Source organism: Saccharopolyspora dendranthemae (assembly GCF_007829955.1).
Taxonomy (GTDB): Bacteria; Actinomycetota; Actinomycetes; order Mycobacteriales; family Pseudonocardiaceae; genus Saccharopolyspora; species Saccharopolyspora dendranthemae.
The window spans coordinates 190,757-208,779 of sequence record NZ_VIWX01000001.1; the positions used below are offsets into that span (position 1 = coordinate 190,757).

Below are 18,023 nucleotides of genomic sequence, written 5' to 3' on the forward strand. Positions count from 1 at the left end.
ACCGCGGGTGTCGGCAGCTCGCGACCATGATGCTTACTTTTTCCTGCCTCTGATTCCTACCTCGATCGCCATTGCCGCCCACCTACACATGTCTTCGACGACCTATGTAGAGTACTGGGCCCTGCGAAGGACACACGCGCTCGTCCAAGTGGCGATGGCGCTGATGACCGACCCAGCTGACCATCATTGGGGCTACGACACCGCCAAGCGCGCGGGAGTCCGCTCCGGCGTGCTGTACCCGATGCTGACGAGAATGCTCGACGAGGGTTGGCTCACTGACGGTTGGGAGGACCCAGCCGAGATCAAGGAGAAGCGTCCTCCCCGTCGGTACTACGAGCTGACGGACAAGGGACGCACCGAGCTTGGGGCGCTCCTAGCCGACGCGCAGACCGATGTCCGATTCGGCAAGCTCATGGAGGGGTTCGCGTGATCGCAGACATCGTTACGAACCTGACCTCCTTCTCCCTGCCTGGACTACTCACGGTCGTGGGCGTTTTCGGCTTCGCTCCCGGACTCTGCATGCGATTGATCGCGCTGATGTACCCACGCACGCACCCGCGTCGACGCGAGCTGCACGCTGAGATGAAGATCGTGCCGCGGATTGAACGGCCTTTCTGGGTTGCTGAGCAACTCGAAGAGGGCTTGTCTGAAGGACTCAGGTTGCGCCAACGAGCCGCGAAGAAGAGGAAGCAGGCAAAGAACGGGCCAGACCCCTACACCAACACGAGCGTGCGCGTGGCGAGGTTCGGGCGGGTAATCAGGGAGCTGCACCTGTCGGAAGACGAAGAAGAGCTGCTGCGGATACTGCGGCGCCACGGGGTTGATGACGCCCCAGAAGCCCTGGCCTTGAAGATCAAGCGGGATGGCCTAGACAACACCTGGCGAGAGGTCTCCTGGCAGCTCCGCGAGCGGGAGCGTTACTAACGCCCGCAGAAGGGAAGGCCTCTGTCCTCACCCCGTCGACCTGGCGAAGCCCTCATCAGTCCGTGTCAAGGGGGCAACCGGCGACGTCAGCGGGACATGCCAGCATAAAGCTTGCCCCCTTGACGCGGGCTGATAGCCCTTGTGGAGGTCGATGGGGTGAGGACAGAGCAGCCACGACCGGACCGCAGCCGATGCCTGTCCCCCACACCCTGTTCGCCTGCCCGTCCGGCGAGGACATCGCTTTGTGCCTGAGAGTGGACGCTTCTTCTGGCGGAGTCGGGCCCGCCTGCCTTCCGATCTGGTCGGCGCGCGGGGTGCCGGGGTGCCGGAGGCGGGCCCCGGCGGGGCCCCGCTGCACCGACCTCGGAAACCGCAGGCAGGCGGGCCCGCAGGGCCGCCCTTGATGAAGAAAGGAAACTCTGAACACCGAGGTCAGCGCGTTTATGTGCTACTTCGCTTGATGGGTGACACGCGGTGTTCATTTGATGGGTAACACTGCCGCCCCCGGTTTGACTTCGGCGCGATGGTTGTTCGTCGCGTGGGGGGCCGGGGCCGATGCTCGTGGAGTTGAGCGTTGTGGAGCAGCGTTATCACGCGGTCATGGAGGTCCTGTCGGCTGGAGCGCAGGTCACCGAGGTCGCGGAACGGTATGGCGTGTCGCGGAAGACGGTGCATGCCTGGATTCGCCGCTATCGGGATGAGGGCTTGGCCGGTCTGGAGGATCGGTCGCATCGGCCGCGTGGGCATCCGTGGCAGCTGGATGCCGAGATCGAGGCGCGGGTGTGTGAGTTGCGGCGGGAGCATCCGCGGTGGGGTCCGCGCCGGTTGGTCTTCGAGCTTGAGCGGGCCGGGGTGGAGTCGGTGCCGTCGTTGTCGACGATCTATCGGGTGCTCAAGCGCCATGACCTGGCGGAGGGGGCGTCGCGGAAGCGGAGGCGGGAGAACTTTCGGCGCTGGGAGCGCGGCGAGCCGATGCAGTTGTGGCAGATGGACATCATGGGCTCGGTGATGCTGGTCGACGGCACCGGGTGCAAGCTGATCTCCGGTATCGATGATCACTCGCGGTTCTGCGTCATCGCAGCCGTGGTGCCTCGGGCGACGGCGTGGGCGGTGTGCCGGGCGCTGGTGGCGGCGCTGGAGACCTACGGGGTGCCAGAGGAGATCCTGACCGACAACGGCAAACAGTTCACCGGGAAATACGGGCGTCCGCGCCCGTCGGAGGTGCTGTTCGACCGGATCTCCCGGAACAACGGGATCACGCATCTGCTGACCAAGATCCGCTCGCCCACCACGACGGGCAAGGTCGAGCGTTGGCACCGCAGCATCCAGGATGAACTGCTCGCCGACGAGGGCCCGTTCGCCGATGTGGAGCATGCCCGGCAGGCGGTGGAGAAATGGCGGCGGGAATACAACACTCAGCGGCCGCATCAGGCGTTGCACATGGCCACCCCGGCCGAGGTCTTCCGACCCGCCTCGGGTGAGAACGGGCTGGTGTTGTGGCGGCCCTCCGGAACTCGACACCACTTCAGTCTCCTCGCCGGATGTGGTGGTCGAGGAGGATCCGCCGGAGCCTGTCGAGCCCACGGCCGGGTCGGGTGCGGTGGTGGTCGAACGGGTCGTGCCCGCCAGCGGGAATCTGTGGTTGCGGGGCCAGCAATTCTGGTTCGGGCCTCAGCGGGCGCGTCAGCGGGTCCGGATTTGGATCGACACCACCACCGCGCACGTCAGCCTCGACGGCTGGCACTACAAGACCCTGCCCTCGCGGTTATCCAGCCTGGATCTCGACAAACTCCGAGCCGCCGGGGCCCCTACGGCCGGGCCACCACCGCCGCGTCCCGACACACGTGAACTCATCTCGGGCGACCCGGTAGCCATCGACCGGGTCGTGACCGCATCGGGCACAGTCTCGGTCGCACGCCGATCGCTGTCGGTCGGTCAGCAGTGGGCCGGACGCCACGTCACCCTGAGGTTGGAAAACGATCTGGCCCAGGTGATCATCGACGGCACGATCGTGCGGACGTTATCGCTGAACCTCTCCCCGTCCCAACGTCTTCGGCTACAAGGAGCGCGCCCGGCGGGGCCGGCACCCGAGCCCGACCGGCGTCCGGCCCGCATCCAGCGCCAGGTCTCCGCACGCGGCAGCACGCAGGTCACCGGCCAGACCGTGCAGATCGGCTACCGCTACGCCGGGCGTGTGGTCACCATCGAGGTCGACGAAACCGTGCTACGCGTGTTCGACGACGCCGACGAGGCAATCACCACCGTGCCTCGCACGACCACCGCCCCGGTCGTCCGGCACAAGGCGTACGGTCACCGCGTCGAAAGCACGATCAGTCAGGAAGTGTCACCCCTCAACTGACCACAAACCGACACCCATCATCAGAAACTAGGCAAGTGGCCTGGAGGCCCAGGTATGGCCTGGGGAAGTCGCCGGGGCGACAGGGGCAGGTGTTGATCCGGGGCGGTGTTGTGGGTTGGGGCTAGCGATGCTGGTTGTCGGCTGAGTGGTCGAGGATGGCCTTCGCGAATGCCACGGCTTCGGCTTGTGCCCAGTGGTCGAGCTCTCCTCGTGAGGCGGCGCTTGCGAGAGCGCCTAGGAGGCTTGCTGAGCGGTAGCGGGTATGCGGGATGACGGGCCCTTCGTCACCTACCGCGCAAAGCCCTGCACCGCCTCTCGGGCAACTGATCCGGACCCGGTGCCGATGCCCCCCGACTCGCAGCAACGGGTCCCGCGCACCGACCCGGCCCCCGCGTCCGTCCCGGTGCGCGGTCCTGCACCTGATCGCGGCGCAGTGGGATTTCGACAGCTCAGCGCGGTTCGAAAGCAGCCGGTGCGGTTACGGATCTGGGCATGCGGGAGTCGTCGGTAGCCCCTGGAGATACGACGAACGTTCCTCCGGGGTGAAGTTCCGCTGGTTCAAGGCGCTGCAAATCCGGGCCTTGATTCCAGCCTCGTCGGGAAGCGAAGCGTCCCACAGCCGTGCGGTCCGGTCGTTGCTCGCGGTGGCGATGGTGCTGCCGTCCGGGCTGAAGGTCACCGAGTTCACCGAGGCGGTGTGGCCGGTGAGCGTTCGCCGCGCTCGTCCTGATTCGGCATCCCACAACCGTGCAGTCTGGTCGTTGCTCGCGGTGGCGATGGTTTCGCCGTCCGGGCTGAAGGCCACCGAGTTCACCCGGCTGGTGTGGCCGGTGAGCGTCTGCAGGGGCTGTCCTGATTCGGCGTCCCACAGCCGGGCGGTTCCGTCATCGCTGGCGGTGGCGATCGCATCCCCATCCGGACTGAACACCACCGAGTTCACCGATTCGGCGTGACCGGGGAGCGTCTGCAGGGGCTGCCCTGATTCCGCATCCCACGACCGGGCCGTTCGGTCGCCGCCTGCGGTGGCGACCGTTCTGCCGTCCGGGCTGAAGGTCACCGAGTTCACCCAGCCGGTGTGGCCGGTGAGCGTCCGCAGGGGGTGTCCCGACTCCGCATCCCACAGCCGCGCGGTCTTGTCGTCGCTCGCGGTGGCGATGGTGCTGCCGTCCGGGCTGAAGGCGACCGAGAGCACCGAGCCGGTGTGGCCAACGAGTGTTCGTCGCGTTCGCCCTGATCCGGCATCCCGCAATCGCACGATCTTGTCGTCGCTCGCGGTGGCGACGGTTCTCCCATCCAGGCTGAACACGGCCGAATCCACAGAGCCGGTGCCGTCGGTGAGCGCTCGTAGCGGTTGCCCGGACGCCGCATCCCACATCTGCACGGTCAGGCCGCCGTTCGCGGTGGCGACGGCTTTCCCGTCGGGGCTAAAGACGACTGAACCCACTGAGCCGGTCTGGCCGGTGAACGTTCGCCGGGGTTGCCCGGAATCCCACAGTCGCGCGGTCCCGTCGTCGCTCGCGGTGGCGACGGTTCTGCCGTCCGGGCTGAACGCGACCGAATCAACCTGGGCGGTGTGACCGGCGAGCGTGCGTCGCTGGCCTCCTGATTTCGCATTCCACAACCGCGCGGAACCATCGCGGCTCGCGGTTGCGACCGTTTCGCCATCGGGACTGAACGCCACGGACAGCACCCAGTCGGTGTGGCCGGTGAGCGTTTCGCGCGGTTGCCCGGAGGACGCCTCCCACAGCCGTGCGGTTCCGTCATCGCTCGCGGTCGCGACCGTTCCGCTATCCGGGCTGAACAGCACCGAGAGCACCGAGCCGGTGTGTCCGGTGAGGGTTTCGCGCGGTTGCCCGGAGGACGCCTCCCACAGCCGTGCGGTTCCGTCGTAGCCCGCGGTCGCCACCGTCCTGCCGTCCGGGCTGAACGCCACCGAGGACACCCGGCCGGTGTGGCCGGTGAGGATGTGCAGGGGCCGTCCTGATCCGACTTCCCACAGGCGCGCGGTTCCGTCTCCGCCTGCGGTGGCGATGGTTTCGCCGTTCGGGCTGAACGCCAGTGAGCTCACCGGGCCGGTGTGTCCGGTGAGGGTGTGCAGGGGTCGTCCGGAGGACGCTTCCCACAGCTGTGCGGTTCCGTCGCTGTCCGCGATGGCCACTGTTCTGCCATCCGGGCTGAACACCACTTCGCTCGAGCCGCGGCCGTCGGCGAGCGTCCGCCGGTGGCCTCCCGATTTCGTCTCCTGCAGTTGCACGGCCCTGCTGGTCGCGATGGCGATGGTTTCGCCGTTCGGGCTGAACGCCAGCGAGCTCACCGGGCCGGTGTGTTCGGCGAGGGTGTGCAGGAGTTGTCCTGATTCCGCTTCCCGCAGTTGCACGATCCCGCCGTCGCTCGCGGTGGCGACGGTTCGCCCGTCCGGGCTGAACACCAGCGAGGACACCGGGTTCGTGGGGTCGCTCAGTTGTTTTCTCAGGAGCAGGGAATCTGCGCTGTAGAGGCTGGTGGTGGCCTCGGTGGAGGGGTGCGTGTTGTGCGCTTGCACCGCCAGCAGGGAGGCCAGATCAGGATCTGCATCGAACAACGCGTTGGAGTTGGCGGCCAGTTGCCGGGACTGGGCGGTTTTCGTTTGCACGTAGGCCAGGCCAGCGGCGACCAGGGCCGAGATGAGCAGGACGGTGAGCGTCGCCGTTCCGATCCGTGCTGCACGCATGATTTTGCGGTGCTGGCGGATGTGCTCACCGATCAACTGGTCCTTGTCCACTCCGCGCAGCGGCGCCGCGAGGTCGGCGATTCCTTCGCGGAAGCGGGGGTCGTCCCGGTTGACGCGCTCGGTCTTGTTCAACCGGCGCAGATCCACCCATCTCGGCTCGCCGTGCAGCCGATCACGCAGCACGTCGGGCAGCGAGTCGGTCGACGACCAGTCGATGTTGCCGCGCTCGTCGAAGGCGAGCGTGCCATCGGTCAGCGCGATCAGGAACGTTTCGGGGGAGCATTCGCGCATCCAGAAGTCGGTCTCCTGCGCGACCCACTTCGACTTCGCGGCCTCGGGCGAGGCCATCAGGATGAACCACCGCGACGACCTCATCGCGCGTTCGATGGCCGGCCACAGGCCGGGGTTCGCGCCCATGACGGCCTCGTCCCGGAACACGCGCAGCGCCCGCGGTCGGTACCACGGTTTGGCGAACCGCTGCAGCTCGTTCTGCACCGCGGGTGCCAGCATTCCGTCAAGCGCGTGGCTGTACGACAGGAACGCGTCGAACTGCGGTTCCTGGATCTCGCCCCTCATGCGATCAATGGTGGCAGCGTCGGTTCGACGCCACTGCGAAACCGCGCGACCCGCGAGTGCTGATGCAGGATCGGCACAAGTCGCCGCTCTGGTACCGAGCGCGCCCGTTCGGACGCGTGTCCCGTGGTTCGAACGGACGGTTGCAGACTCGGCAATGCTCGTCGGGGTCGATCGCGGCGGGCAAGCCGATGATGAGTGTTCCGATGTTGCCCGCATAGCCATCGGCGGTCTCGTAGAGGCTCAGGGCATCGGCCCACGCGCAACGGATCGCATCGGCCTCATGCAGCAGGGACACGGTGACGTAGCCGGTCGCAGTGGTGTCGGTCGCGTCGTGCTTGATGTGCCAGCACAGCGGTCGTAGCCGCCGCTCGGTGGCGATCGAGATCAACTCGGCGGTGATCGGATCAATGTCGCGTTCCAGCAGCACCCGTTCACCGTAGCTGGTCAAGCCTGGATTCCCGCCCCTCCGGAAATTCGGGTGATGTGGGCAACAGTCTTCCATAGCTCGTTGCGCCCAAGCGACCAGAAGTGGGCCGGTCGCCGGGTCACCCTGCGTCTCGAAAACGACCTGGCGCAGGTGATCATCGACGAGGCGATCGTGCGCACGCTGCCGCTGAATCTCTCGCCCTCCCAACGCCTTCGGCTGCAACGAGCCCGCCCGGCCGGGCAGCACCCGAGATTGACCGTCGTCCGGCTCGGGTCCAGCGGAAGGTCTCCGCGCGCGGCACCACCCAGGTCACCGGCCAGTCCGTGCAGGCCGGCTACCGCTATGCCGGACGCGTGGTCACCATCGAGGTCGACGAAACCGTGCTACGCGTGTTCGACGACGCCGACGAGGCAATCAGGCTCTTCCCAGATGAGGGTGTAGGTCGGCCGGGCGCGTCGGTCCGCAGATAGACGTCGAGGTCTCCCGACGATGGAGGTTCCTACGCCATCCATCCGAAAGACCTCGACGTGTCCGACGCTACCCCGCCGGCCGGCTTCGGCCGCCCTGACCTGACCGCCTTCGCTCGACTCGACGGCCTCGGTCTGAGCGTGACCGGGCAACGACTTGAACCGGATCGTGCGGTCCTCGCGTGCCGCGTGGTGGAACCAGATCAGTGGTGCCGACGGTGCGGCAGCGAAGGCGCTGCTCGTGACACCGTGATCCGGCGGTTGGCCCACGAGCCGCTGGGCTGGCGACCGACCGTGCTGGAAGTTGTAGTGCGCCGCTACCGCTGTGCCGACTGCGGACACGTGTAGCGCCAAGACACCAGCGCCGCGGCGGAGCCACGCGCGAAGCTCTCGCGCACCGGGTTGCGGTGGGCGCTGGAAGGGATCGTGGTCGCACACCTCACCGTCGCCCGTGTCGCCGAGGGACTCGGGGTCGCGTGGGACACCGCCAACAACGCGGTCCTGGCCGAAGGCAATCGGCTGCTGATCAACGACCCCACGCGGTTCGAGGGCGTGAAGGTCATTGGCGTCGATGAGCACGTCTGGCGCCACACCAGGCGTGGCGACAAGTACGTCACCGTGATCATCGACCTCACCCCGGTCCGCGATGGCGCCGGCCCAGCAAGGCTGCTGGACATGGTCGAGGGCCGGTCGAAAGCGGCGTTCAAGACCTGGCTCGCCGACCGCGACGACGCCTTCCGTGACGCGGTCGAGGTGGTCGCGATGGACGGCTTCACCGGGTTCAAGACCGCCGCTGCGGAGGAGATCCCGGACGCGGTCACGGTGATGGATCCCTTCCACGTCGTGCGCCTGGCCGGTGACGCCCTCGACAGGTGTCGGCGCCGGGTCCAACTCGCGATCCACGGGCACCGTGGGTTCAGGGACGACCCGCTCTACAAGTCGCGGCGCACGCTGCACACCGGCGCGGACCTGCTTACCGACAAGCAGAGCGACAGGCTACGCGCGCTGTTCGTTGATGACGCTCACGTCGAGGTCGAGGCGACCTGGGGTGTCTACCAGCGCATGATCGCCGCCTATCGCCACGAGGACCGGCAACGTGGCCGCGAGCTCATGGAGAAGCTGATCACCGACCTCAGCGCCGGCGTCCCCAAGGTGCTCACCGAGCTCACCACCCTGGGCCGGACCCTGAAGAAGCGAGCCGCCGACGTGCTCGCCTACTTCGAACGACCCGGCACCAGCAACGGGCCGACCGAGGCGCTCAACGGACGGCTCGAACACCTGCGCGGCTCCGCACTCGGGTTCCGCAACCTGACCAACTACATCGCCCGAAGCCTGCTCGAGACCGGCGGCTTCAGACCCCAACTCCTACACCCCCGATTGGGATGAGCCACTTTCCCTTGGGGCTCAGGTGGCGCTTATGTGCCCTTATGCTCGCCATCATGGGCTCAGAGTGGGACTTCTTCATCAGCCACGCCAGTGAGGACAAGCGGCAAGTGGCTGGGCCACTGGCGCATTACCTGCGGTCGGTCGGCTTCTCGGTGTGGTACGACGATTTCAGTCTCCGCGTGGGTGACTCTGTACTCCGCGAAATCGACCGTGGACTGGGGGCGTCTCACTTCGGGGTAGTCGTGCTCAGCGACTCATTCTTCGCCAAGGAGTGGACATATCGCGAGCTCGCAGGTCTGGTCACTACGGCCACGGCCGATCAGCGGCGGGTCCTGCCTGTCTGGCACAACGTTGATGCCGCAGCCATCGCTTCGTATTCACCGATGTTGGCCGATGTCAAGGGGGTGCACACAAGCCGCGGGCTGCACGTTGTGGCTGAGGAGCTCGTACGCGCGTCGTTCCCGGACCGAGTAGCCGACCTACCGCTCTCCAACAGGTCGAAGGAGCGACCGGACGACCTGAACACGGCCCAGGAGACGCTGCGGTCAGTACTGGATGCAGGCGGCCGCCGGGAGGAAATCCTAATCGTCCTCTCTGCGTACCAGATCCTCCTAACTTTGTTTGGTCGATACACCGCTGCGGTGATTCCCACCGCCGGGTTCGCCGACTGTTTGCCATCCGATTTCGTCCTGTTCGAGCAGCACGGAATCACCGGGCCCATCCAGATCACCTTCGTCGTTCTCGGACCGACGGGGCCCGGTGGCGCGGACTTCCTGGCGGCCACCGATCGAGCATTCGGTGAGGAAGTTACCTTCAATAAGTACCCCAAGAACAACTACCTGCCAGGGAGACGAGTAGGCGAATTCCCCAGAGTGCAGTCAGTGGCTCAGGGCATCGCCGACCGACTGAAGTCGAACAACATCCACGCCAGAGACCCAAGGGTGTGGAACTTCTCAGTGCTCTTGGTCCACGGCAGGCGCGGTGTTCAAGACTCTGCGCCAACCTGCCGGACACGGTTGAACTTCGAGACTGCGTCATACGACCGACTAATTGATCCTACGGATCCTCCGTTCTGGGGCTGAATCAGTTTGGTGTTGCGAGCGACAGCCTCGAGGTCACGTCGGACGGGCCCTGGTGTAGTTCCAACCTTCAGATACTTCAAGTTGCGGCTCTACCAGCGGAACCGCGAAACTTCCGCAGGCCTTCGTCTTTGAGGTGGCTTTCATGTCCTCGCGGAACGCCGTGACGACCTGGATACGAGGAACCAGGTGGCGGCGGTGATGGGCTGGGCCGCGAGCTTCGCAGGACTGCACGAATTCGGCGTGATCTCCATGACCGGCTTCGGCTGCTGGACCACGTGGCTCGTGCCGGCCACCTTCGACGACACCACCTTCGCAGGTGGCAGGCTGAGGCCGCACATCACCTGGCGAACCACAGTCCACCGCGCATACGGAATCAATCCCCGAGATTGACTTTCGGGAAGGGCATCATCACCCGGCATTACTCTCGCGTAGACTCCGGATCCCCTGCAAGAACGCGAATAGTCCCTCATTGCTCCAGGACTCGTTAGTGACCAGATCGCTTACGAGTACGTGGTCAAGACTTGAGTACAAGCGAAGCCCGGAGGTTTCCCAGTTCGCCTCGATTTCCCCTCCGTAGCGGGTCCAGAACTCGTCGTCCTCGATCACCAGAAGGCAAGCGAACTCGTAGTTGCCGCTTACGAGATTCAGGCCGAAACCCGTGCACTCCATGCGTATTCGGGACTCGTCCGCCATCAGCCAGCGCATCGGCTCCGACATCCGTCCGGGATGCAGTGGGGCCGCGGCACAGGCTCCGCCCACGGTGTTGTCGACGTCTTGCCTGCCGAAAAGCTCCTCCTCCAGCTCCCGCATAAGCGTCGAGGCTAACTGAGCGTCCGCGTGGAGGTCGGTCATGGGCTGATGGAAGCCTTTCGGGATCACCGAGAGCCTCTGCGCAGCGTTGAGTACGTGGCTTGACCGCTGTTGCACCACGAGAGCAAAGTCCTTCTCACCACGATATGGGTCTGATGGACGTGCGATGGCGCAGAGCGCGAGCACTCCCCCGGCACACAGTCGCCCAGTGAAGTCGAGCACGGAGTAGAGGTTCGGCAGATAGTGGTCCCGCATCGGCAGTTGGTCTGGCGTGCTGGCGGCAAGAGTATCTATCAGCTCGTTCTCGAGAAGATCCATGGAGACCGCGTACTCGATGAACGGCACCGTCCCGACCTCAGCTGAGATTGCTTCTGGCCCGACATGCAGGTTCAACAGCCGGTAGAGGGGCATGTTCGCTAGCCGAACCCCCTGGGCGGTGGCTTCGGCAAGCCGGTCAATCGCTCGGTCGGACGCGAGAACATCCTGGGCAACGGGTGAGTCAGTACACAGGGCGACTCTGTCTTTCCCCGCACCGAGCTGACATCCGAGGTCGAGCCATCGGTCGCAGGTCAGAATGCTCGTGCCGATCTCGGAATCCCCGCAAGCCACATTGTAGAAGTGGTACCCCGACTCCGGGGCCCCGTAGTAGTCCGCTACTGCTCGAGCGATCTCGCTTCGGCCGACCTTGCGGCGCCGCGCGGGTCTGTCGAGTACTTCATCCGCCGTCAAGGAAGCGAGACGGGACGTCACCTTCCGTCGTGTAGTTTCAGGCGCCCACCCACTTCGGGTATCGAGCCAAGCAAAGGACTGCGCCGTACCCACCCGCGTGTCTGGTGTTTGAACTGCTGGAGTCTTCTCCCGCCGAGCACCCCACGGCGCTGCTCTGAGTTTGTGGAACGGTTGCCACGGCCTGTCGACGTCCTCGCGCTCGATATCAGCCCCTGGCGGACCCAGCAGAACGTCGATACCCACGCCGAAGATGGATTCGAGCAATCTCACCGTAGCCGGCCGAGGTCGTCCGACTGGCTGTCCGCTCGGCGCCTTGCCGGCAACGAGGCGCTGCAGATGGCGGACGCTCAACGTGCCTGGCTCGTTTCGTTCGCACGCGAATGTCTCGGCCCACTCCGTGAACTCCTGCAGCGTCTGCCGCCGCTCCCAGATCTTCTGCTCGAGCACCGTGCGCGCCTTCTGCATTGCAACCCCTTCCCCGCAGCCGCTCCCGTTATGTCGCGAGCACGTCGCCTTCGCGTCATTCCGCTGACCGCGAGCTGATGTCAGCATGATTTCAGTCTGACATGGACCGCTCACAAACGGTCACGAAATCCCTCCGGCGGCGTTGCGCAATCACTCCCCGACCGCCGCCGGATGCCGGCCGCGGCCAGGCCCACCTCCAGGCCTGGCCGCGGCCACCCTCGAACGGAGATCCCGAGTGAACCCTTCAACAGAGCAGGTCGTCTGGTTTCAATACCGCCCAGGCGTAGTGGTCGAGTCCCTTCGCGTTGCCCACTGCGCCGCACCGAGCAGCACCAACACCGCTGTTCAGTCCTGGTGCCGCCTGGAGTTCGATCCGGCAAGCCTCGAGCTGGCGGCGAGTCCCGGTGAGCCAGCGACTTCCGAAAAGGGACCCGGTTGCGCACCGTGCTCCGCATGCCTTCTGCAGCTCACCGCTGCGACAGAGACCGGCAGCATCCCCACTACGCAAGCCGCAAAGGCGTCCCATGACAACAAGCTCGCCGTGATACTCAGGAAGGCGCAGTGGCTGCTCGATGACGCCGCGTACTACCTCCCACGAGGCAACTACAACCAGCGAGAACGCGATTCACTCGCCGCCACGCTCGACCAACTCGCCGGGTTGATTCGCGAACAAGCTCCGGCACCCGCAGACGCCGGCGAGCACCCAAGAACCCAGTCCCAGCTGTGACCACCGAAACGAGCCGTGGCCAGCGCGGATATAGAACCGCCCAGACAGGCGACCTCACCCCGGATTTGCCGACACAGCGCCTGCCCCGCATCGGCGCCCCAGGCCGCAGGGAGCTCTGGGCATCCACCCGTCCTCCGCTCGACGTCCTGCGCGCTGTGTTGGAAGACCTCAGACGGCTCTAACCACTCCAACGGAACAACCCTCGGAGCTGAAGAACATGCAGGCTGCCATCTGCCAAGGCTGCGGCGAGCCGCTACCGCCGCCGTCCCCGCGCGGCCGGCCCGCCCGCTACCACGGACCGGCCTGTCGGCAGCGAGCACACCGAGCCCGGCGACGGGCTCACGTCATCGACCGGGACTGGGCTGCGCTCGATGACGTCGACATGGCAATCGCCGACGTACGCAGACTGATGGCCACCGGCCGGGATCCGCGGTCGGCGTTGGCACGTTTGCTGACTGCTGCGCTCAACATGGCCAACCTCCGCGGGATCCTCCTATCGGTCGAACCGCCCGCCCCCGCGAGCACCGAGCGCTCCTAGACGATTCGCGATTCGGTCGACCTCAGCAGAACGCCCCTGCTCTCGATAGATCGCGACCGCACGCCTCCAGCACGACTCGGCCTTTGCCGGATCCCCGTCTTCGTGCACGGTGCCTAGGTGGTCGAGCGCGTTGGCTTGTCCAGACGTGTCGCCCAGTTCCTCGTACAGGCCCAGTGCGAACTCCAGGTTTTCAGCAGCCTCTTGAGATTTCGCGCTGAGCCAAGCGACATAGCCGAGGCTGAGGCCGGCGCGAGCTTCACCACTGCGGTTGCCGGTCCGACGGGGCCAGGCGAGGGCGTCCTCGCAAATCTGCTGCGCAAGTCCGTGGTCGCCGAGCTTGGCCGTGTACCAGCCGACGTCGTTCAGAGCGTGGGCGCCGCTTACCTCGACGCCGCGTTCCTCGTACAGGTGCAAGGCGTGCGTTGCGTGCTCGAGGGCCATGGCGTCGTTTCCCTGCCGTCCCCAAGCATCGGCAATCGCCCGGTGGGTATGCGCCTGTCCGAGCTCATCTCCGTCGCGCTCCGCCCCCGCCAGTCCTTCACGCAGGTGCGTAAGAGCGTCCTCGTAGAGCTCAAGCTGCGTGCATGCTCGCCCCAGGTGCCGGTAGGAACGCGTGCGCAGTTCGGAGTTGTCGAGGTGATGCGACGCGCGGGCGCCAGCTTTCCAGGCTGACAGGTTGTCGTGAAAGTGCCCTTGCCGGAGCTGGAAGGTTGTCATCGCCCACGCCAGCTGCCATACCTGAGCGTGCCAATCGTTCTCAACGGCGAGATTCTGAACGGCGATGAGGTTGGCGCGTTCCGCCTCGAACCACGCCCACGCTTCCTCTCCACCACCGAGTTTCAGAGGTTGGCACCCGTACGGCAGGTCGGACAAGTCGATCGATGCGTGGAGTGGTGCGATGAGCAAGTCAGCAGCGTGCGCCGTGTGCGCCGAGTGCTCGACGAGCCGACGTCTCGCACCGTCGATCTCGTCAGTCGGCAGATCTTGGCGTGCCCGTTGACCGGCGTAGAGACGAACGAGGTCGTGCATCCGATACCGTCCGCCGGCTTCCCTGCTAGCCATGGAGACGCTCACGAGCGCCTGCAGGTTGGATCGTGTGACGGCCGTGGGTATGCCGCTGAGGCTTGCCGCGGCAGCGAGGCTGATATCAGCGCCCGGAGCCAGTCCATGAGTCCGAACAGACGCGCCTGCTGGTCATCGACCGCCTGATATGACCACGACAACACCGCTTCTAGGCAAACCGTTGGCTCTCCTGCGTCGAAGGCTTCAAGGCGCGAAGACCTGTCGCGAAGCTCTGCTGCCAACTCCGCGAGAGGAATCTGAGGATCGAGCACAGCACGACCAGCAACGATGCTCAAAGCAAGTGGGAGACCTGCACAGTAGCGAATGAGCTCCGCTACCGCGTCTGCCTCGGTTTCCAAGCGTGCATGCCCGAGGCGACGCGCGAGGAGTGAGCGAGAGTCCGCCTCTCCCAGGGTGTCAACCGCGAGGGGCCGAGCACTGTGCCGGGTCACCAAACCGACCAGCCGATCACGACTGGTCACCAGGACTGTGCAGCTCGACGCCCCTGGCAGCAATGGCACGACCTGAGCGCTGTCCCTCGCGTTGTCGAGCACCACGAGGATGCGGCGGTTTGCGACAAGGCTCCGGTACAACGCCAGCTGCGCGTTCAGGTCAGGTGGGACGTCCTGCGGCGGAACTCCAAGGGCGTCGAGGAACCCTCGCACCGCCTCACGAGGCGATAGCGGCTCGTCGATCGGATCAAAACCTCGTAGATTGACGAACAACTGCCCGTCTGGGAATCGCTCTGCGTTCTGGTGAGCCCAGTGCAGTGCGAGCCAGGTCTTCCCGATGCCCCCAACTCCGCCAATGGCTGAGATTACGACGGTCGGCGCCAGATGCGCCTCCGCGTCAAGCGCACCGGTGAGAGCGGCGAACTCATCTTCCCGGCCGGCGAAGCCACCTGGAGGTTCAGGCAACCCGCGAGGCACGGCCACAGGACGCCGGGCAGGCTCGTGGAAGTGAACGTCCCCGTTCACCTCGCCGGCCTGCAGCAGTGATCCGACGACAGCCGCACCCACCTCGTTGTGCACGTTGCGCCCAGGCATGAACGATCAGTCTGCCTCAACTAGTCCACGCACGGCGCGTGGGTCCTGGCGTAAACGATGCCCCACAAATTCGGACGTTAGGGCGGCACGTTACGTGCGTACACAACTATGAACCTCGCTTCTTCGCAGTCCGCAGCAGGGGGGCTGCCCAGGGTTCGGTTGACACGCTGGCCTGCCCCAGGGTTTCTTACCCGTTTCGATGTGAAGATCGGGCCTTGTTGAAAGGCTGCGATCTATGACGTATCCACCGGAGTTCCGCTTCCGGGCCGTCGCGCTCGTTCGGGCTGGGAAACCGATCACCACGGCCGCCACGGAGCTCGGCATTAGCGCCGGGGCCCTGCACAACCGGGTCCGGCAGGACCAGATCGACCGCGACGAGCGCTCCGGGACCACCACCCATGAAAATGCCGAGCGGACGAAGGCCAACAAGCGTATCCGGCAACTCGAGGCTGAAGTCGAGATCCTCCGCAAGGCGGCGAGATTGCTCGGGGACGACCGCCCCGACCCAAAAGGGTTCACCCGGTGATCGATTCCCTCGTCGACGCCGGACACCCGGTCAAGGTCTGCTGCCGCCTACTCGGAGTTAGCAGCCCCGGCTATTACCAGTACAAGGCCCGGACGATGTCGCCGACGAAGATGCGCCGCCAGTGGCTGACCGGCTTGATCCGCGAGGTCCGCGACGCCTCACGACAGACCTAGGGGTCCCGCCGCGTGCACGCCGAACTGACACGCGGCATGGGCGTCGTGGTCAGCGAGAACTTGGTCGCCGAACTGATGCGGATCGCCGGCATCGCCGGGTTGCCCGGTCCTGTCAAGGTCAAGCGGTTGAAAGGTGTTGCAACAGCACACGATCTCACCATCGGAAATTCCCGTTCTATAACGAGCGTTATATGCACTGGAGCTGGCCTGCGCAAGCGGGCGCGCGGCCGGCGAGGACGCCGGCCGCGCAGAGATCGGGCTCGCTCGGTGGACATCGACCCGGGTACCTCACACTGGACGGCATGCACGGCGACCTCGAACCCCACGGCAGCCAGCCCATCTCGGACATCGCGCCACCGCTGCCCCGACCGCACCTGCTCCGCCAGCAGTGGCGGGACGTGAGCTTTCTGCACTGGGCCGTCAGCCCCGAGTCGGTCGCCCCCCACCTGCCACCGGGGACACGACCCGACCTCTACGAGGGACGCGCCTACGTGGGCCTGATCCCCTTCCGGATGGTCGACACCGGAGCGGCGCGAGGACCGGCGGTGCCGTGGCTCGGGACGTTCCCCGAGACCAACGTACGGCTGTATTCGGTCGACGACGCCGGTCGGCGCGGCGTGGTGTTCTGCAGTCTCGACGCCGCCCGTGCCGTGCCGGTCGTAGTCGGGCGGCTCGCCTTCGGCCTGCCGTACGTGTGGACACGAATGAATCATCGGGTGGATCACCACTGGACACGGGCGGTGCACACCTACTCGGCTCACCGCCGGGGCCCGCACCGGACGGTCTCCAGCAGGCTGACCGTCCGGGTCGATGACGAGCGGATCGGCGGGGCAATGGAGTCGTTCCTGACCGCCCGGTGGGGCTTTCACGTCGCCCATCTGGGACGAACCTGGTTCCTGCCGAACCATCATGAACCTTGGCCCTTGCGCTCCGCCACCGTGCACGAGATGCAGGACGACTTCCTCGCGGCTGCCGGCTTCCCCGAGGCGGAGGGTCGCGAGCCGGACCACGTCGCCCACGCCGCTGCAGTGACGACGCGGTTCGGACGTCCCGAGCCGGTAGCAGGATGACCGGTCACCTCCGTGCATCCGAGCCCGGCCGACCACGGACGATCCGGCTCCGACGGGGGATGCACCCGCTGGGCCGGGCCCTCACCGTCAGGGCGCGGTTCAGCGCTCAGAGCGCGATCACGACGGATTTGGTCTCGAGGTACTGCTGCAGCACCTCGTCGCCCTTCTCCCGGCCCCATCCGCTCTGCTTGTAGCCGCCGAACGGCAGCTCGGCTCCGAACACGTGATACGTGTTCACGTGCACCGTCCCGGCCTTCAGCCGCTTCGCCAGCGTGTGCGCCGCGGACACGTCCCGGTCCATACCCCAGCAGCCAGGCCGTACACCGTGTCGTTGGCCTGGCGAGCAAGGTCATCGAGGTCGCTGAACGGCAATGCCGCGACGACAGGGCCGAAGATCTCCTCGCGCACCACCGGGTGGTCGGGATCCGGGTCTGCGATAACGGTAGGCTCGACGAAGTACCCGGGCCGTTCCAGCACGCTGCCGCCCGCGACGGCTCGACCACCGCCGGCGCGGTTGTTCTCCAGGTAACGGCCGACCCGGTCGCGCTGCTCGGCGGACACCAGCGGCCCCATCTGCGTTCCCGGGTCCATCCCGTACCCCACGTTGATCGACCGGGCCTGCTCGGCAATGCCGTCCACCACCCGGTCGAACTGGGACTCGTGCACGTAGAGCCGACTGCCGGCCGAGCACACCTCGCCCTGGTTGTAGAAGATCCCCAGCGAAGCGCCCGCGATCGCCGCGTCGATGTCGGCGTCGGCGTCGGCGTCGGCGTCGGCGTCGGCGTCGGCGTCGGCGTCGGCCAGGACGATGTTGGGCGACTTGCCTCCCAATTCCAACGAGACCCGCTTGAGATTGCCCGCTGCGGCTCGCACGATCGACTTCCCGACCTCGGTTCGCTGAATCGCTGTTTCTAAGCTAGAAATAGCATCACCGGCGCTCGTGTGC

13 protein-coding genes and 3 pseudogenes are annotated in these 18,023 nt (G+C 66.0%); 10 read left to right on the plus strand and 6 right to left on the minus strand.

Annotated features, from left to right (window positions below; all coding sequences use genetic code 11):
- Positions 1–163: 163 nt before the first annotated feature.
- The 3 genes and pseudogenes from FHU35_RS00895 (at position 164) to FHU35_RS00905 (ending at position 3,283) form a co-directional block, all read left to right on the plus strand.
- A complete protein-coding gene (locus FHU35_RS00895; RefSeq protein WP_222429249.1) occupies positions 164–430 on the plus strand; it encodes a PadR family transcriptional regulator in 267 nt (88 codons plus the stop codon).
- The gene (locus FHU35_RS00900) at positions 427–924 is read left to right on the plus strand and encodes a hypothetical protein (RefSeq protein WP_145735738.1); all 498 of its coding nucleotides are present in this window, start codon (positions 427–429) and stop codon (positions 922–924) included. Before FHU35_RS00895 ends, FHU35_RS00900 begins: the two co-directional genes overlap by 4 nt.
- Before the next feature lie 567 nt (positions 925–1,491).
- Positions 1,492–3,283 (plus strand): annotated as a pseudogene (locus FHU35_RS00905) (IS481 family transposase).
- Positions 3,284–3,761: 478 nt separating this feature from the next.
- Here the strand turns inward: FHU35_RS00905 and FHU35_RS00910 are convergent.
- Positions 3,762–6,569: a hypothetical protein gene (locus FHU35_RS00910; protein WP_186459199.1), complete on the minus strand. Its 2,808-nt coding sequence runs from the start codon at positions 6,567–6,569 to the stop codon at positions 3,762–3,764.
- A 4-nt stretch (positions 6,570–6,573) separates the two neighbouring features.
- On the minus strand, positions 6,574–7,017 hold the full coding sequence (locus FHU35_RS29110; protein ID WP_186459200.1) for a hypothetical protein: 444 nt from the start codon (positions 7,015–7,017) through the stop codon (positions 6,574–6,576).
- Between the two features lie 506 nt (positions 7,018–7,523).
- On the opposite strand from FHU35_RS29110, the pseudogene FHU35_RS00915 reads away from it, so the two are divergent.
- From FHU35_RS00915 to FHU35_RS00925, 3 genes and pseudogenes are all read left to right on the plus strand, one after another.
- Positions 7,524–8,849, plus strand: a pseudogene (locus FHU35_RS00915) (ISL3-like element ISPfr2 family transposase).
- Positions 8,850–8,902: 53 nt separating this feature from the next.
- Positions 8,903–9,931, plus strand: coding sequence for a toll/interleukin-1 receptor domain-containing protein (locus FHU35_RS00920; RefSeq protein ID WP_186459201.1), 1,029 nt, complete (start codon positions 8,903–8,905; stop codon positions 9,929–9,931).
- A gap of 186 nt (positions 9,932–10,117) precedes the next feature.
- Positions 10,118–10,321, plus strand: a complete 204-nt coding sequence (locus FHU35_RS00925) for a DUF2637 domain-containing protein (RefSeq protein ID WP_145735745.1) — start codon at positions 10,118–10,120, stop codon at positions 10,319–10,321.
- A gap of 18 nt (positions 10,322–10,339) precedes the next feature.
- Here the strand turns inward: FHU35_RS00925 and FHU35_RS00930 are convergent, their stop codons facing one another.
- The 3 genes from FHU35_RS00930 to FHU35_RS30345 all read right to left on the minus strand — a co-directional run bounded on the left by FHU35_RS00930 (position 10,340) and on the right by FHU35_RS30345 (position 15,308).
- Positions 10,340–11,917, minus strand: a complete 1,578-nt coding sequence (locus FHU35_RS00930; protein ID WP_145735747.1) for a transcriptional regulator — start codon at positions 11,915–11,917, stop codon at positions 10,340–10,342.
- A gap of 1,238 nt (positions 11,918–13,155) precedes the next feature.
- Positions 13,156–14,229, minus strand: coding sequence for a tetratricopeptide repeat protein (locus FHU35_RS00935; RefSeq protein WP_145735749.1), 1,074 nt, complete (start codon positions 14,227–14,229; stop codon positions 13,156–13,158).
- 41 nt (positions 14,230–14,270) lie between these two features.
- Positions 14,271–15,308, minus strand: a complete 1,038-nt coding sequence (locus tag FHU35_RS30345) for an NB-ARC domain-containing protein (RefSeq protein WP_145735752.1) — start codon at positions 15,306–15,308, stop codon at positions 14,271–14,273.
- Positions 15,309–15,543: 235 nt separating this feature from the next.
- Here FHU35_RS30345 and FHU35_RS00945 point away from each other — a divergent pair, with 235 nt between their 5' ends.
- The 4 genes from FHU35_RS00945 to FHU35_RS00950 are packed head-to-tail and all read left to right on the plus strand — an operon-like array spanning position 15,544 to position 17,077.
- On the plus strand, positions 15,544–15,834 hold the full coding sequence (locus FHU35_RS00945; protein WP_145735754.1) for a transposase: 291 nt from the start codon (positions 15,544–15,546) through the stop codon (positions 15,832–15,834).
- Positions 15,831–16,007: a hypothetical protein gene (locus FHU35_RS29115; protein ID WP_186459202.1), complete on the plus strand. Its 177-nt coding sequence runs from the start codon at positions 15,831–15,833 to the stop codon at positions 16,005–16,007. Before FHU35_RS00945 ends, FHU35_RS29115 begins: the two co-directional genes overlap by 4 nt.
- A gap of 12 nt (positions 16,008–16,019) precedes the next feature.
- Positions 16,020–16,409, plus strand: coding sequence for a hypothetical protein (locus FHU35_RS30350; protein ID WP_425474087.1), 390 nt, complete (start codon positions 16,020–16,022; stop codon positions 16,407–16,409).
- Complete coding sequence (locus tag FHU35_RS00950; RefSeq protein WP_145735756.1) at positions 16,310–17,077, plus strand: YqjF family protein; 768 nt, start codon at positions 16,310–16,312, stop codon at positions 17,075–17,077. The genes FHU35_RS30350 and FHU35_RS00950 overlap by 100 nt, the downstream gene beginning before the upstream one ends.
- 106 nt (positions 17,078–17,183) lie before the next feature.
- Here FHU35_RS00950 and FHU35_RS00955 read toward each other — a convergent pair.
- A pseudogene (locus FHU35_RS00955) lies at positions 17,184–17,950 on the minus strand (aldehyde dehydrogenase family protein).
- Between the last annotated feature and the right edge of the window lie 73 nt (positions 17,951–18,023).

Coding starts and splice junctions, on each gene's coding strand:
- FHU35_RS00950 (WP_145735756.1), top strand. CDS start 16,310: ATGCACGGCGACCTCGAACCCCACGGCAGCCAGCCCATCTCGGACATC.
- FHU35_RS00945 (WP_145735754.1), top strand. CDS start 15,544: ATGACGTATCCACCGGAGTTCCGCTTCCGGGCCGTCGCGCTCGTTCGG.
- FHU35_RS00920 (WP_186459201.1), top strand. CDS start 8,903: ATGGGCTCAGAGTGGGACTTCTTCATCAGCCACGCCAGTGAGGACAAG.
- FHU35_RS00935 (WP_145735749.1), bottom strand. CDS start 14,229: ATGCACGACCTCGTTCGTCTCTACGCCGGTCAACGGGCACGCCAAGAT.
- FHU35_RS30345 (WP_145735752.1), bottom strand. CDS start 15,308: ATGCCTGGGCGCAACGTGCACAACGAGGTGGGTGCGGCTGTCGTCGGA.
- FHU35_RS00895 (WP_222429249.1), top strand. CDS start 164: ATGACCGACCCAGCTGACCATCATTGGGGCTACGACACCGCCAAGCGC.
- FHU35_RS00910 (WP_186459199.1), bottom strand. CDS start 6,569: ATGAGGGGCGAGATCCAGGAACCGCAGTTCGACGCGTTCCTGTCGTAC.